At 75.6% G+C, this 16,048-nt stretch carries 7 protein-coding genes; 1 reads left to right on the top strand and 6 read right to left on the bottom strand.

The genetic code is table 11. The features are described 5' to 3' along the window. Nucleotides 1-56: 56 nt before the first annotated feature. Nucleotides 57-584, top strand: a complete 528-nt coding sequence (locus ACPU2J_RS03625) for a GNAT family N-acetyltransferase (RefSeq protein WP_420082508.1) — start codon at nucleotides 57-59, stop codon at nucleotides 582-584. On the opposite strand, the gene ACPU2J_RS03630 is transcribed toward ACPU2J_RS03625, so the two are convergent. From ACPU2J_RS03630 to ACPU2J_RS03655, 6 genes are read right to left on the bottom strand one after another with little or no spacing between them, the layout of a single operon-like run. Next, nucleotides 581-1,657 carry a class I SAM-dependent methyltransferase gene (locus tag ACPU2J_RS03630; protein WP_423832732.1) on the bottom strand — a complete coding sequence of 359 codons (1,077 nt, stop codon included), beginning with the start codon at nucleotides 1,655-1,657 and terminating at the stop codon, nucleotides 581-583. The two genes, ACPU2J_RS03625 and ACPU2J_RS03630, sit on opposite strands and share 4 nt — an antisense overlap. Then, entirely contained in the window at nucleotides 1,654-2,856 is a 1,203-nt protein-coding gene (locus ACPU2J_RS03635) for a glycosyltransferase (RefSeq protein WP_423832733.1), read from the bottom strand. The genes ACPU2J_RS03630 and ACPU2J_RS03635 overlap by 4 nt, the downstream gene beginning before the upstream one ends. Continuing rightward, nucleotides 2,853-3,686, bottom strand: coding sequence for an alpha/beta fold hydrolase (locus tag ACPU2J_RS03640; protein WP_423832734.1), 834 nt, complete (start codon nucleotides 3,684-3,686; stop codon nucleotides 2,853-2,855). The genes ACPU2J_RS03635 and ACPU2J_RS03640 overlap by 4 nt, the downstream gene beginning before the upstream one ends. Beyond that, a complete protein-coding gene (locus ACPU2J_RS03645) occupies nucleotides 3,683-4,027 on the bottom strand; it encodes an acyl carrier protein (RefSeq protein ID WP_365496206.1) in 345 nt (114 codons plus the stop codon). The genes ACPU2J_RS03640 and ACPU2J_RS03645 overlap by 4 nt, the downstream gene beginning before the upstream one ends. Continuing rightward, nucleotides 4,024-8,664, bottom strand: coding sequence for a beta-ketoacyl synthase N-terminal-like domain-containing protein (locus tag ACPU2J_RS03650; RefSeq protein WP_423832735.1), 4,641 nt, complete (start codon nucleotides 8,662-8,664; stop codon nucleotides 4,024-4,026). The genes ACPU2J_RS03645 and ACPU2J_RS03650 overlap by 4 nt, the downstream gene beginning before the upstream one ends. 1 nt (nucleotide 8,665) lies before the next feature. After that, nucleotides 8,666-15,754, bottom strand: a complete 7,089-nt coding sequence (locus ACPU2J_RS03655) for an SDR family oxidoreductase (protein ID WP_423832736.1) — start codon at nucleotides 15,752-15,754, stop codon at nucleotides 8,666-8,668. Between the last annotated feature and the right edge of the window lie 294 nt (nucleotides 15,755-16,048).

Below are 16,048 nucleotides of genomic sequence, written 5' to 3' on the forward strand. Positions count from 1 at the left end.
TGTCCGTGGACGGCGTGCCCCGGGCCGGAGCGGCCGCGAAGGTGCGCCGGCCCCCGGTGCGGCCGGTCGCCCTCGCCACCGCGCGACTGGACCTGCTCCCGCTCGCGGTGGAGCACGCCGACGAGATGAGCCGGGTCCTCGCCGATCCCGCCCTGCACGCCTTCACCGGCGGCGCGCCCCTGTCGCGCGACGCGCTGCGCGCCCGCTACGAACGGCTCGCCGCGGGCTCCCCCGACCCGGCGGTGGTCTGGGCGAACTGGGTGCTGCGGCTGCGCGGTCCGGGCGACCTGGTGGGTACGGTCCAGGCGACCGTCACTCCGGCGGCCGGCCTCGCCGAGCTGGCCTGGGTCGTCGGTGTGCCGTGGCAGGGCAGGGGCTTCGCCTCGGAGGCGGCCCGTGCGCTCGCCGCCTGGCTGGAGGGCCTCCCCGTGGAGCGTCTGATCGCCCACGTCCATCCGGAGCACGCCGCGTCGGCCGCGGTCGCGCGGGCCTGCGGACTCCGGCCGACCGGGCACCTCCAGGACGGCGAGGTCCGATGGCAGTCCCCGTCCCCCGGTCCCCGTGCGGGCGCGGCGGCAGGCTAGGCCTCCCTCCGGGCGATCAGGCGGTACGCGTTGGTCAGCCGCAGACGGCCCGCGAACAGCCGTGCCGTGAGCCGGTCCGCCAGGGTCGCCGCCAGCAGCAGCGGTACCCCGGTGACCAGCACCGCGGTACGCAGCGCCCGCCGCAAAAGCCCGGGCGGTGGGGACAGCCACGGCAGGTCCTCCCGCGGGGCGACGGCGTTCAGCGCGATCCATACGGCGGCCAGCAGGTCGACCGCGTCGTGTGCCTGCCCGTGTTCCTCGGCCACGACCGTGAAACCGGTCTCGGCCAGCCGTCGGCGCATGTTGGCCACCGGCGCCAGGTGAAGGTGCTGCGGCTGGAGCCAGGGCAGCCACCAGCGGCCCAGGAGCCGGGCGAACCGGCTCTCGGGATCCGGTACGTCGATGACCAGCAGCCCTCCGGGCCTCAGGACGGTGTGGGCGGCTTCCAGTTCGCGCTGGGGAGCGGTGGAATGTTCCAGGTAGTGGAACATGCTCACGACGTCGTAGGAGCCGGCGAGACTCCCGGCCAGTTCGGGGAACGAGCCCCGGTGGCCGCGGCGCACGCGGCCGGCGCCTTCCGCGAGCTCCGCTCCGTCGGAGCGGTCCAGCCCGTCGAAGGCGACCTCCGGGAGCACGGCGGCGGCACTGTGGCAGAAGTGTCCGTGCCCGGTGCCGACGTCCAGCCACTCGGCGCGGCCCGTGAGGTGCGGTTTCACCGATGCGGCCCGGGAGCGGTAGGACGCCGTACGCCCGGCGAAGAGGCTGCCCAGCTGCTCCTCGCCGATGCCGTCGTAGAAGTCGCGGTAGTAGAAGGCGAGTCCCCGGTCGTTGAGCCGGGGGTTCTGGAAGACGTGGCCGCAGTCCTCGCAGCGGTCGAGGGTGAAGTGGCCGGGCTTGTGCTGGAACAGGTCCGTGGTCCGCAGGTGCCCGCGGATCCGGGGCGATGCGCACCAGGGGCAGGCGGTGGCGCGCTCGGCGAAGAAGACGGCGGTGCCGTCGGCGAGCTCCTTGGCGTAGGCCTCGCGCAGCGCGGCCACCCGGAGCCTGCGGGCCTCGCGGGAAACGGCGTTCATGCCCTGTCCTTCCGGCCGTCGGCCAGTCGTTCCAGATGGCGTGCGGCCTCCGGGGCGCCGCCCGCGTCGCGGAAGGCGCGCGCGATCGTGTCGGCGGCGGCCCGTGGACCGGGGTCGTGCAGGACGGTGTCGACGGCCCTGCCGATCGTGTCGGCGTCGGCCCGTCCGAAGCGGACCCGGACGCCCGCCCCGGCGCCGGCCACCTGGGCGGCCACGATCGGCTGGTCGTCCCGGATGGGTGCGACCACGAGGGGAACCCCGTGCCACAACGCCTCGCACACGGTGTTGTGCCCGCCGTGGCAGACGACGGCGTCGGTGCGTGCCAGCAGGTCGAGCTGGGGGACGGTGGGCAGGGCGATGACGTTGTCGGAGGGCGGGGTGGTGCCGAGTGCGCCCGCCGGGTCCACGACGACGGCCTGCACCCGGTCGGCCCGGGCCCGCAGGGCGTCGGCCGACCGGGTCAGGAAGCGTGCCCCCACATCGGTGTTGGCCGTGCCCAGGGTGACCAGGACCAGGGCGCGTCGGGAATCGAGGCGTTCCCAGGGGAAGGCGGCCGGGGAGGGCCGGGACGTCAGGGACGGTCCGACCCAGCGCACCTGATCGCGGCCCCGGGCGGCACCGCCCGCCAGCTCCGGGGTGCTGAAGACGAGGACGAGGTGGGGGGAGAAGCGCGGGTCGCCGCTCCCGGCCGGATCGCCGATCCTGGCGCGCAGGTCGCTCAGCCGTGCCCGGCACCAGGCGTCGACCCGGGGCATCGACGCCAGGGCGTCCGTGAGCTCGGCCGAGGTGGTCGCCGAGGTCGCCCAGGGGAGCCGGAGGTCCTCCGCCACGAGGGCACCCGCCAGTGCCTGCTGGTCGGCGACGACCACGTCCGGCCGGAAGGCCTCGACGGCCCGTCGCACGCCCGGGGCCATCGCCTCGGCCAGCGGGACGAGGAAGCGCTCCCACAGGAACCGCAGGGCCTCCGGCCCCCGGATGTCGGCGGGCCGGGAGGTGTCCGGCCCGGCGTCCCCGCCCGGGGCTTCGCCGGGGATCGTGCAGGCGTACACGTCCGCGTCCGGGCCCGCGAGGCCGTGTACCAGGTCGGGTCGGCCCGCCCAGGCCACCCGGTGTCCGCGGGACGCGAGCGCGGCGGCGACTCCCACGGCCGGGTTGATGTGCCCGACCAGGGGCGGCACCACGAACAGGAAGCGGCTCACCGGGCCCTCCCCCGGGCGGCGGCAGGGGGCCGGGAGTGCCGGCCGACCCAGTCGAGGACCAGCGTGCGCACCCGGTCGGGTGCTTCCACCAGGACCGAGTGCCGGTGGCCGGGGAGCAGTTGGGTCTCGCAGTGCGGCAACAGCGCCCGCATGCGGGGTGCCTGGTCGGCCAGGTCGGAGTCGGCGCCGTACAGGGCGAGGACCGGGCAGCCGATCGCGCGGATGTCGTCGTCGTCCAGGACCGCACTCGCCGGGATGTCACGGGCGAGGGTGGTGTCGCGGACGAGCCGCCCGGCGGACTTCGCCAGCCGGGCGGTGTGGCCGCCGTGGTGGGTGGCTATCCAGGCGAGGGCGCCGTCCTCGTTCACGCTCATCTCGCGGCGGACCCGGTCCAGCAGCCCGGCGAGCTTGACTGCCCAGGCCGCGGTCGCCGGTTCCGATTCGACGACCACCATGCTGGCCACCCGCTCCGGCCGCCTGCGTGCGAGACCGAAGGCGACCGTCCCGCCGTAGGAGTTGCCCACCAGGTGTACGGGGGTCCGCACGCCGAGCCGGTCCAGGAGCAGGTCCAGGTCGTCGACGAAGGCCTCGAGCCCGTAGCCCCGCGGCGGCCGCCCGCTGCGGCCGTGCCCGCGGTGGTCGTACATGACCACGTCCAGGCCGGCTGCCGCGAAGGCGGGGGCGACGGTGAAGTAATAGCTGGCCAGGCTGTCGGTCAGCAGCCCGTGGAGCAGGACGACCGTGCCGACCGGGCCCGTGTCCGCGGCCGTGGGGTGCGCCGCCAGGCGCTGGACGTGCAGTCGGACCTCGCCGGTGTCGACGATCGTCATGCCCCGGCCTGCCCTTCGGCCCTCAGGCACCGGCAGACGTGCGCGACGAGCCGGCCCACGCTGAGCTCGATGATCTCCTCCAGCTCCATCGAGGCCACGAACTCGGCGAAGTTGACCGATCGGCCGTAGCGTTCCTCCAGCAGCCCCGCGAGCGTCACCAGGTCGATGCTCTCCAGTTCGAGGTCGCGGCCGAACCGGGTCTCCGCCGTGATCTCGGTGTCGTCGAGCCCGTACTCCCCCATCACCTTCTCGATCATGCCGGTCAGGTCGGTGAGGACCGCCGACTCGTCGGCACGCACGGAGCCGCCGGGTGCGGGGGCGTTGGGCCGGGTGGTGGTCACGTCTGGTCCCTTTCGTCACGGAGGGGGGCCGCGCCCGGGGGGTCCGGGTCCGGGCCGGTGGTCCAGGCCACGACGTACGCGCGCGGAGGCAGTCCGGGCGGATTGCCGACCCGCTCGCACGACACCTGGTACGTGCGGGAGGAGGTCGACGGGCCACCGGACGGGCCGGGGGACGGGCGCACCGTCACGGTCAGCCGGTCGGCGCGGGCACGGGTCACCTCGAAGTCGCGCGGCCGGCCGGCGAACCCGGTGCCCTCGGCCTTGGCGACGGCCTCCTTCGCCGCCCAGAAGCGGGTGAACCACAGGGCCCGCGCACCCGCGTCCGTCCCCTGCCGGGCGGCCAGCAGCTCGCGTTCGGCCTCCGTGAGGGCGGTGGCGACGGTCGCGTCGGCGGGCTCGTCGATCTCCTGGATGTCGATGCCCGGGCCGCCCGCGCCCCGCCCGCCCGCTCCCTCGCCGTGCGGTGGCGTGCGCCGGGCGTAGGCCACGCCGGCTTCGGCGCAGTGGGCTATCGACACCTCCAGGGGCGGCAGTTCCCGGCCGTGGCGCCCGGTGACGTACGGCCGGCCCGAGGCGTCGTTGTGCACGACCAACTCGGCCGGGTACACGGGTCCCTCGCCGCCCTCCCAGAGCAGGCGGCGCACCGCGTCCTTGGCGGCGATCCGGCCGAGCAGCCACTGCCGGCGGCCCCGGGGCGGGCGTTCGGCGTACCGGGTGCGTTCGGGGTCGCCCAGCACGTTGCGCATGATCAGTTCCCGTGAGGCGAGATCGGGCCAGCGCTCGTGGACCAGGGACCAGCCGCCGGGGCGGGCGGTGGAGAGGGTGTTGCGGTCGGGGAACCGCTCGACGGGCCGGGTGTGGGGGTCGTTGTCGAAGCGGCGGTCCTGCCAGCCGGTGAGCCGCGCCCACACCCGTCCGGCGACCGTGAGCACCGCGTCCGCCTCGAGCAGGGTGTCGGTCAGGGACACGATCCGGATCAGGCACTCCACGGGGGTGCCGGGGGCCGGGTGCGGGCCGAAGAAGCGCATCTGCCGCATGCGGACCGGGAAGACCACCGTGCGCCGCTCGTGCGTGGCCATGATCCAGTACCCGAGCACCTGTCCGACGTTGTCCAGGAGGGCGCCCGGTGCGGGCGGGGTGGTCAGTGTGGCGCGGACGTGCCGCTCCCCGATCGCGGACAGGCGCGTCACGCCCTGGTAGGACGGGCCGTGGAACATCCACCGCTCGCGGTAGATCTGCTCGGCGGTGTGCGCGGGGACGCGCTCCGATCCGGGGTCGGGGGGCTCCGGAGCGGGCGGCGGGTCGGGGTGGCGGTCCGCGAGCTCCACCACCGCGCGGGCGTCGGGGCCGAAGGAGACCGCCACCCGGTCCGGTTCCTGCCGGGTCACGGTGACGGGCACGTCCACGGCACCGGCGGCCGTGAGCCACCGGTCGAAGCAGGCGTCGTGCACCGCCACGGCCACGCGGCCCGGTGCGGAGCGCTCGGCCGCCTCCATCAGGTGCGCCACGATGGTGGTGGCCGGCACCACGGGCCACCGGTCGGCGACGTCGGGCCATCCGGCGCGCTGCGGGAAGAAGCAGTGGTCGAGCAGGTACGGCATCCGCTCCGCGCTGACGCGTACGTTCTCGCGCAGGAGGACGGGGGACGGATCGGCGGCAGGTCGCCGCGGTGCCGGCCGCGGGGCTTCCGGGGCGGGGCGGGGCGGTACCGCGGCCGGTCGGGCCGTGCCCGCCGCGGCGATCAGGGTCGCGGTGGTCCGCGCGGTCTCCCGGAGCAGGGCCGCCAGCTCGGCCGCCACCGGTGAGGAGGACAGCGCGGGCTCCAGGGCGACGGCCGGGTCCTCGCCGAGCGCGGTCACGAGCCGGGGGTCCGGCGGCAGGTCGACCAGCGCGCTGCCCAGGTCGAGGCGGACGGGCCGGGGCGCCGGGTCCGGAGCGGGGGCGGACCCGGGGCGGCGGTCCGGGCGGGGCGCGTCCAGTGCGCGGGGGTCGCTGGGCGCGCCGATCGTCCACAGGGCGACGGCGACCCGACGCAGCTGCGCCACGCCGCTGCGGTGCGGGGAGTTGGCGGCGACGACGAGGTGGTCCCGCCCGGCCAGGGTGTCGCCGACGAGGGAGCCGAGCTGTCCGGGGCCGACCTGGACGAAGGCCCGGACGCCGGCCCCGTACAGGGCCTCGGTCAGGGCGCGGAAGCGGACCGGCTCGAGGAGGTGGCGGACGAACAGCGCGCGGACGGCGGCTTCGCCGGCGGGGAAGGGCGCCGCGGTGGTGCCGGACCAGACGGGGACGTGCGGGGGGCGCAGTCTCATCGCGTCGGCGGCCTTCTTGAAGGGCTCCAGGCACGGTTCGAGCATCGGGGTGTGGAATCCGGACCGGAACGGCAGGGTGCGCACGAGGATTCCGTCGGCGCGCAGCCGGGTGGCGAAGGCTTCGACGTCGGCGGGCGGTCCGCACACCATCGACTGGTTCGGTGCGTTGTCGTGCGAGAGGACGACGGACGGGGGGCCGCCGTCGGCCAGGGCCAGGGCGACCCGGTCGGCGTGGGCGCCCACCGCGGCGTAGGCGAGGTCGGCGGCCCGGACCGTCTCGGGGTCGAGGGTGTGCACGAGGGCGTCGACGGCGTGCTCCTCGTAGAGCCCGCCGACGACCATGGCGGTCCACTCGCCGACGCTGTGTCCGGCGACGGCGTCGGGGACGATGCCCAGCCGGCGCAGGGCCCGGTCGAGGAGTCGTCCGACGGCGACGACGCCGAGCCCGTGCCGGCCCAGGCTGCCCCGGGGGTCCGCACCGGGTGCTCCGAGGGCCGGCCGGGGCAGCCCGAAGTGGTCGGCGACGTCGTCGACCTGGGGCGTGAACTCTCCTTCCAGTCCGGGGAAGAGGAACGCCGTCCGGCCCCGTCCGGAGCCGAGCAGGGCTTGTGGGGCGAACCAGACGTCGTTGCGGCCGTGCCACGGCGTGCCCTGCCCGACGACGCGCCGGGCCAGTGCGAGCCGCTTGGGTGTCGGGTCGACGATGCCCAGACGCGCGGGCCCGGCGTCGGGGGTGCCGGGTGCGGCGAGGGGGTCGGTGTCCTCCAGCAGGGCGCGGAGCGCCTCGGGTGTGGCCGCGCCCAGGAGCAGCACGCGTTCGCCCTCCGCGACGGTGGCCCGGCGGGCCGGCGGGTTGGCGGGCAGAGCGGGCGTACCGGCGGTGGCGGGTGCCTGCTCGAGTACGACGTGTGCGTTGATGCCTCCGAAGCCGAACGCGTTGACGGCGGCCCGGCGGGGGCGTCCGGGCGGTCCGGTCCAGGGGGTGGCCTCGGCCAGGGAGCGGAAGCGGGTGGCGGCGAGCGCCGGGTGCGGCTCCTCGCAGTGCAGGGTGGGCAGGAGCGTGCCGTGGTGGACGGCGAGGGCGGCCTTGACCAGTCCGGCGACCCCGGCCGCGGGCATCGCGTGCCCGATCATGGATTTCACCGAGCCGATCACGGGCCGGTCGCCCGGGTCCGTCACGCTCGCCGCGGGCGGGCCGAACACCGCGCGGAGCGTGGCGAGTTCGGCGGCGTCACCCGCCGGGGTCGCGGTGCCGTGGGCTTCCAGCAGCCCGAGGGAGCCGGGCTCGGCGGGGTCCAGGCCGGCCGCCCGCCAGGCCGCGCGGACCGCGCGGGTCTGCCCGGCCGGGTCCGGATTGACCAGCCCCGAGGTGCGGCCGTCGCTGCTGACACCGGTGGCCCGGATCACGGCGTAGACGCGGTCGCCGTCGCGCTCGGCGTCGCTCAGCCGCTTGAGGACCACCACGCCGGTGCCCTCGCCGATGAGGATGCCGTCGGCGCCGCGGTGGAAGGGGCGGATGCGCTCGCTCGGGGAGAGCGCCCGCAGCTGCGAGAACACGCTCCACAGCGTGATGTCGTGGCAGTGGTGCACTCCCCCGGCGAGCATGACGTCGCAGCGCCCGGAGGCGAGCGCGGCCACCGCCTGGTCGACGGCGAGCAGGGACGAGGCGCATGCGGCGTCGATCGTGTAGGCCGGGCCGCGCAGGTCCAGGCGGTTGGCGACCCGGGACGCGGCCAGGTTGGGCACCAGGCCGATGGCGTCCTCCGGCCGGTCCGGTCCGAGGCGTTCCGTGAACGCGGTCCGTACGCGCTCCAGTTGCTCCGGACTCAGACCGGGCACGAGGTCGCCGAGGGTGCGGGTCAGCTGGCGTGCGGTGCGGACGCGCTGGTCGAGCCGGACCAGTCCGGGGGTGAGGTAGCCGCCCCGGCCGAGCACGATGCCGACCCTGTCGCGGTCCGGCAGCCGCTCCGGGCCGCCCGCGTCCGCGAGGGCACGAGCGGCGACGTGGAGGGCGATCAGCTGGTCGGGTTCGGTGCCGGGCACCGAGTGCGGCATGACGCCGAACCGGGTGACGTCGACGTCGGCCAGGGAGTCCACGAAGCCGCCGCGCCGGCAGTACACCCGGTCGGCGGCCGGCGGTTCGGAGGCGCTTCCCGGGTGGTAGTAGTCGGGGTCCCAGCGTCCCGCGGGGACGTCGCCGATCGCGTCGACACCGGTGCGGAGGTTGTGCCAGTACGTCTCCAGGTCGGGCGCCCCGGGCAGCAGCACCGCCATGCCGGTGATGGCGACCGGGGTGTGGGGGGTGCCGTCGTGGTCGCGGGGGGTCATCTCACCACTCCGAGGCGGTGTACACGACCGCGCGGGTGGCCGGCTCGCCCCAGGCGAGCTCCTGCAGCAGGGTCAGTCCGCCCGCCTCGGGGTCGATGAGGTTGATCCCCCGCCGGGCGTAGTGCCGGGCCAGTTCGGGGCCGACCATGCCGGTGTGGTGCGCGGAGGGCGCCCACGGGCCCCAGTGCACGGTCAGCGCACGGCGTCCGGTCCGTTGGGCCCAGGCGGCGCCCAGCGTCTCCAGTGCGTCGTTGGCCGCCGCGTAGTCGGCCTGGCCCCGGTTGCCGAGTACGGCGGCGATGCTGCCGAACAGCACGGTGAAGGAGGGGGTGCGCGGCAGTTGTTCCAGGGCGGTGAGCAGTGCCGCGGCGCTGTCGGTCTTGGTGCCGTACACCTGGTCGAACGACGCGGGGGACTTCTCCTCGATCAGCTGGTCCTCGATGATGCCCGCGGCGTGGATCACCCCGTCGATGCGTCCGTGCTCGGAGTGGATCTCCTTGACCGCCTGGAGCACGGCCGGGGCGTCCCGGCAGTCCACGCTGCGGTAGCGGACCCGGCTGCCCGCGGCACTCAGGGCGTCCAGGGTCGCGGTCACCTCGCGCTGGGCCAGGATCAGGTCGGCGGCGCGGGCGATCTCGGCGGGGGTGGTGTACCGGCCGGTGCCCGCGAGCACGGCCCGGAGGGCCGCCCGGTCCGGGGCGCCGGAGGTCTCCGCGTCCTCGGGTCCGTGCGGTGCCGGTGTGCGCCCGAGGAGTTCGATCCGGCACCGGGAGGCGGTCGCGAGGGCACCCGCGCAGTGCGCGGCGATCCCGCGGGCCCCGCCGACGACCACGACGACGCTGTCCCGGTCCAGGCCCAGGGCTGCCGCTTCGGCGGCGCCCTCCCCTGCGGGACCGGCTCCCGTGGTGCCGAGGGCGCCGAGCGGGGCTGCGGTGAGTTCCGGTGCGAACCTCCCGGTGGGGGTGCGCAGGACCACCGGTACGGCGTCGTCCGCGAGGAGTTCGGCCAGCACGGCGTCCGCCGCCCCGGCGGGCGTGACGGGGACCCCCGGATCCAGCCCGACGCCGCGTACCTTCACCGCCGGGTACTCCCGTGCCGCCGTGCGGAGGAGCCCGTCCATCCCGGCGCCCCGGATCCCGGTCGCCGTGCGCGGGACGAGCAGCTCTCGGGGACCGCGCCGCAGGACGTCCCGCACGAGCGGGAATCCGGTCGGCAGGAACGGGGCGTCGTCGTCCCCGAGCACCGTGAGGAGGACGGCGCCGTCCAGCGGTCCCGGCTCCTGGCGCGCGACCTGTTCGGGGGTGAGGAGGACCGGATCGGCCTCCGCGAGGGCCAGCCGGGCGGACAGTTCCGCCGCGACGCCGTGGAGGGCGCCGGTGCCGTCGCCGACGAGGGCGTACCGCCTGCCCGCGAGCTGCGCCGGTCCGGCCGCGGCGGCCCGCGCGGGCAGGGGGACGGGGAGCATGGTGAAGCGCTGCGGAGCCGCGACGAGGGGCCGGTCGTCCTGACCGGCGTCCGGTGCGGTGGCCGCCGCGGCCTCGGGCTGCGCGGCGGCGGCCGCGTCGGGTGCCCGGCCCGCGGCGGAACCGGTGGCCCGTGCGACCATCCACCGGGCGATGGCCGACGCCGTCCGGGCGCGGGTGAGCTCCTCCAGCTCCGCGTCGTCCAGTGCGGGCCCGGCGGAGTCGTCGAAGGCGCCCAGGCGGCGGGCGAGTTCACCGGCTATCTCGGCGCGTTTGATGGAGTCGACGCTGAGGTCGGCCTCCAGGTCGAGGTCGGGTTCCACCATGTCCAGCGGGTAGCCCGTGCGCTCGCTGATGAGTTCCAGCACCGTGCGCAGCACCCCCTCCTCGGTGAGGGCTGCCTCGCCGCCGGGTCCGGTTCCGGATCCGGCCGCGGGCACGGGTGCGGGTGCGCGCGGCGGGGCCGTGGTGTGCGTCCCCGGTGCCGGGTGGGCCGCGGCGGGCGCCGAGGGCTCCGGCAGCCCGTACGGTTCGCCGTACGACGCGGTCGCGGCCGGAAGAGCTCTCGTACCCGGGAGCGTGAGGGGTCTCGCCAGCGGATCGGCGCCGAGGAAGGCGAGCAGGACGTCGCGTTGCGCGGCGACCATGTCGCGGCTCGTCCGGAGGAACTCGGCGACGAGGGCGTCGGCGGTGCCGGCGGCGGCGTCCGGGAGCCGGTCGGGATCGGTCGTCATGGGGGTCTCCACCACTCGTCGGGCCGGGGCCAGGCCGCCCGGGATCGTCTCGCCCGAGGCGGTGCGGACGAGGTGCCCGTCCACCGTCCATCCGGGGCGGCGGGGTGCGGGTGTGCGGTCGATGTCCACGGCGTCCCGGCCCTGGAACATCCAGTCCGTGACCACCGGCAGCCCGGCGGCGGCCAGTTGCGCGAGCGCGTCCAGGAGGTGCGGGAGGCCGCTGCCGGCCCGTGGCTCGCAGGCGACGACGCGGTGGGGACGTCCGGCGAGGATGTCCGCCACGAGCCGGGTCAGGACGCGCCCGGGCCCCACTTCGACGAAGGTGCGCGCGCCGGCCTCGTACATCGCCTCGATCTGCGCCACGAAGCGGACCGGGGACCCGATCTGGGCGGCGAGTTCGTCGCGTACGGCGTCGGGATCGGCCGGGTAGGGGCGGGCGGTCCGGTTGGCCCAGACCGGGAACTCGGGTGCGCGCAGGGCGTGCGCGGCGAGATCGCGCCGGAAGACGGGGCCCGCGGCGGCGAGCACCGGACTGTGGAACGCGCAGGCGACCTGGAGCCGCTGCGCGCCGAGACCGGCTTCGCGCAGATGACGGATCGCCGCGTCGACGGCGGCGGTCGGGCCGGAGAGCACGCTCTGCCGGGGAGCGTTGTGGTTGGCGACGACCAGGCCCTCCGGGAGCCGCCCGCCGAAGGCCCGTTCCACGTCCTCGGGTGTCGCGGCGACGGCGGCCATCGTCCCGGGGTCCTCCCCGGTCGCGCCGAGCACGGCCGCCGCGCGGGCGGCGCTCAGGCCGGGCAGCGCGTCGGGGTCGACGACGCCGGCGGCACACAGCGCGGCCAGTTCGCCGTAGCTGTGGCCGGCGGCGAGGTCGGGGCGGACACCGGCCCGGGTGAGGACCTCGTACGTTGCGAGTTCGACGAGCCCCAGGGCGGGCTGGGCCGCTCTGGTGTCGGTCAGGGCCCGCCGGGCCCGCTCCCGGGCCGCGTCGTCGAAGGCGGTGGGCGGGTAGAGGGCATCCGGAACGGGCGAGCCGCCACCGTCCGGGAACCGGACCAGGTCCGGGAAGCAGGTGAGCAGGTGGGCGGACATCCCGGGGCGCTGGCTTCCCTGTCCGGGGAACAGGAACGCCGTGAGGCCGGGCTCGGCGGCCTCGCCCGCCCGCAGGTGTATCCCCAGCGGCGGTGCACCGGTCGTCACGGCCCCGGGGCGCGCCTGTCGTTCTCCGTCGGCTGGGTCGGAGGACTCGAGGCCGTCGAGGCTGTCGAGCGACTGCCGCAGCCGCGCGCACAGTTCGGCCGGATCGTGCGCGACGAAGGCGGCCTGTACGGGCCCCTGTGCCCCGGCCGCGCGGCGGGAGGCCGTGACGGCCAGGTCGCGCAACCGCCAGGCGGTGGTGCCCGCTTCGGCCTCGGTGGCGAGGTCGAGCAGGTCGGCGGCGGCGCGGCGGGCGGCTGCCGGTGTCGTGCCCCGCAGGACGAACAGCTCTGCCGGCCAGGCGTCCCGGGCGTGGAGCGGCGGCGGTCCGTCGCCGTGCGCCGCGAGGACGACGTGGAAGTTGGTTCCGCCGAAGCCGAAGGCGCTCACGCCGGCGAAGCGCCGCTCGGGAGGGGCGGACCAGGGCAGCGCCTCCTGGTGGAAGACGAACGGGCTCTCGCCCTCCTTCCAGACGGCGACCGGACGTTCCAGGTGCAGGGTGGGGGGCCGGATGCCGGTGTGCAGGGCGAGGGTCGTCTTGATGAGCCCGGCCAGTCCCGCCGCGCACTTGGTGTGGCCGATCTGCGACTTGACCGATCCCAGGACGCAGGCGCCGCTCGGTGCTCCCGCCCGGCTGAACACGTCGGTGAGCACGCCCAGTTCGGTGCGGTCGCCGACGACGGTCCCGGTGCCGTGTGCCTCCACGAGGGTGACCTGTGCGGGCGACACGCCGGCACTGCGGTAGGCCCGGTCCAGGGCCGCCCGCTGGCCTTCCGGACGCGGGGCGGTCAGCCCGAGGGACCGGCCGTCGCTGGAGCTGCCGACCCCCTTGATGACGCCGTACACGCGGTCGCCGTCGCGTTCGGCGTCCGCGAGGCGCTTGAGGACGACGCAGGCGACGCCCTCCCCCAGGACGATCCCGTCGGATCCGTCGTCGAAGGGCCTCGACCGGCCGGTGGGCGAGAGCGCGTGGACGGAGGTGAACAGGGCGTAGTCGTTGATGCCGTTGTGCAGGTCGGCGCCTCCGCACAGCATCATGTCGCTGGTGCCGAGCAGCAGTTCCTTGCAGGCGACGTCGACGGCGGCCAGGGAGGAGGCGCAGGCGGCGTCGACGGTGAAGTTGGTGCCCCTCAGGTCGAGGCGGTTGGCCACCCGGCCGGAGACGACGTTGGCGAGCATGCCGGGGAAGGTGTCCTCGGTGAGCTGCGGCAGCTGCTCGTCCAGTGCGGCGGGGACACGGCCGTAGTAGGAGGGGAGGACGGCCCGCAGGGTGGTGGCGTTGGACAGGTCGCTGCCCGCCTCGGCGCCGAACACCACGCCGGCCCGGGTGCGGTCGAAGTCCCTGCCCGCGTCCCCGTATCCGGCGTCCTCCAGAGCACGCCGGGAGGCCTCCAGCGCCAGGAGCTGCACGGGCTCGATGCTGCCCAGGGAGGTGGGAGGTATTCCGTAGCGCAGCGGGTCGAAGGGGATGCGGGGCAGGAATCCGCCCCACTTGGAGGCGCTGGCCGCCCCCGGTTCGGCGGAATGGTGCACGTCGGGGTCCCAGCGCTCCGGGGGCACTTCGGTCACCGCGTCCTGTCCGTCGAGGACGAGTGCCCAGAACGCGGCCAGGTCGGGCGCCTTCGGGAACATGCAGGCCATCCCCACGATCGCCACGTCCAGCGGGGCGGGTACGGAGGCCTCGGCGCCTGCGGCGGCGGGGTCCGCTCCGAGGACGCCGCGGAGGCCGGCGGAACGCCGTTCGAGGAATTCCGCGGCTCCGTCGCCGACGGCCGTGTGCAGGGCGGCGACGGTCGTGGTGGCCGTGCGCAACACGGCGGCCTCCCCCGCCATGAACATCCCCTCGGCGTACTGGCGCGCCTCGTCCACGGGTGTCAGGGCTCCGGCGGCACCACGCTCGACGCCCTTGCTGGCGATGCGCAACCGGCCGACGTTCAGACGCTCCAGCCGCTCCCACACCTCACGTCCCGCGAGGCCCTCGGAACGCAGCTCCTCCTCCAGGTCGCGGAAACCGTCGGTGAACGGGCTGGGCACGCAGCGGGTGGCGTGCCCGGGGGCGGTGTGCAGCAGCGCGGTCCGCTCGGCGGCGAGGACCTGCCGCTGGAACAGCGGCTGGATCGCACCGCAGGCGACCGCTTCGTCGGTGAAGAGGTAGGCCGTGCCCATCAGCACACCCACGGCGCAGCCGCGAGCGGCCAGGGGGGCCGCGAGGGTGGCGGCCATGGCCGCGGAACGGGCGTCGTGGATCCCGCCGGCCAGCAGGACCTCGAGACCGGCCGCGCCGTCCGGCTCCCGGTCCAGCCAGTCGCCGAGCACGGCGAGCTGGGCCTCCCAGAGCGGGAAGCTGTTGCGCGGCCCGACGTGGCCGCCGCATTCGGCTCCTTCGAAGACGAACCGCCTGGCGCCCTGTTCCAGGTACTGGCGCAGGAGCCCCGGTGACGGCACGTGCAGGAAGGCCTTGATGCCGTCGGCTTCCAGGGACCGTGCCTGCGAGGGCCTGCCCCCGGCGATGATCACGTGGGTGGGCCGGTGGGCGCGTACGGCCTCCAGTTGCGCGGTGCGGGTCTCCTCCGGGGCGAATCCGAGCACGCCCACCCCCCACGGCCGGCCGGCCAGCGCGGCCCCGGCCTCGGCCAGCAGGGCGTGGGCCTGGTCACGACCGGCGAGGGCCAGGGCCAGGAACGGCAGGGCCCCGTCCTCGGCCACCGCCCGGGCGAAGGGGACGCCGTCGCTGACGCGCGTCATGGGGCCCTGGGCGATCGGAAGGCGGGTGCCCAGGGCGCGGCTCATGGCCGATCCCGGGCGCAGGAGGTCCGTGGCGCCGTGTCCCGCGACGGCGGCCCGCACCGCTTCGGTGACGGCACGGACGGCTCCCGCGGCGTCCCCGTACCGTTCGGCGAACCGGTCGGCGAGAAAGGCGTCCTGGCCGACGGGAAGCAGCCGGCCTTCCGCACCCCGGCCGCCGAGCAGGGAGGCCACCCGCTCCGGGTCGTCGGGCAGGCCGTCCCCGGCCGCGGTTCCACGCGCACGGCGGTGGAGGAACCGGTGGCCGGCCAGGAGGGTGGTCTCGGAGCCGTCCATGCCGCGCAGGACGGCCGCGACGGACGCGGGGACCGCGGATTCGGCCAGGAGCGCAAGCTGGGTGTCCAGCACCACGCCCGCCGCGCCGCCCATCACGGCGGCGGCGGCCGTACCCGGTGCCATGCCCCCGCAGGCCCAGACCGGGGGGCCGCCGGGGCCGGCGAGGTCGAGCACCTGCGGGAGCAGGGTGATGGTGCCGAGTTCTCCGACCCGTCCACCGCATTCGCTGCCGCGGGCGATCAGCCCGTGGGCGCCCGCGTCCAGGGCGGTCCGGGCCTCGTCCGCACTGGTCACCTCGGCCAGCACCCGCACGCCCCGCGGCAGGTCCCGGGGGCTCCAGGCGGCCCCGGCACCGATCACCACCGTGTGCGGCAACGCGTCGTGGGCGAGCTCGTCGACGGGTAATCGGCACTGCGCTCCGACGCGAATCCCGTGGCGGTCCGGGAGCCACCTGCGCAGGTCCGCCCATGCCGTGCGGGCCGCGCGGTCCCCGGTTCCGAGGTCCATCACGCCGAGCCCCCCACCGCGGGTGACGGCGGCCGCGAGCCGCGCGTCGGGCTCGCCGAAAGGAGTCAATCCGATGACCAGATCCTGGACGTTCTCTGCCGACGTCATAATTCTCCGAATATGCGATGCATTACCGGGGATGGTTTTTCGTCAACGAAAGTTCCGAAGGAAGGCATGGGTCGCGCGCAGGCTCGCAAGAGAATTCGAGCCGTTCGGTGGCCGTAGCGAAACTAGCGGCAAGTTACTTACGGGTCAACGCTGCGGCACTGATCCGACGGGGGCTCAAGGGCCCACGGGCACTGCCGAGGCGCCCCGCATTTCGGAAAAGGGCGCCCCTCACATCATGCGCACAGAAAGAACAACGGCGTGAATTCAACCCCCATCCGGAAACGCGCACCGAGA

The sequence above is a fragment of the Streptomyces manipurensis genome (genome assembly GCF_049570255.1).
Lineage (GTDB): Bacteria > Actinomycetota > Actinomycetes > Streptomycetales > Streptomycetaceae > Streptomyces > Streptomyces manipurensis.

Coding starts and splice junctions, on each gene's coding strand:
- ACPU2J_RS03630 (WP_423832732.1), bottom strand. CDS start 1,657: ATGAACGCCGTTTCCCGCGAGGCCCGCAGGCTCCGGGTGGCCGCGCTG.
- ACPU2J_RS03655 (WP_423832736.1), bottom strand. CDS start 15,754: ATGACGTCGGCAGAGAACGTCCAGGATCTGGTCATCGGATTGACTCCT.
- ACPU2J_RS03640 (WP_423832734.1), bottom strand. CDS start 3,686: ATGACGATCGTCGACACCGGCGAGGTCCGACTGCACGTCCAGCGCCTG.
- ACPU2J_RS03650 (WP_423832735.1), bottom strand. CDS start 8,664: ATGACCCCCCGCGACCACGACGGCACCCCCCACACCCCGGTCGCCATC.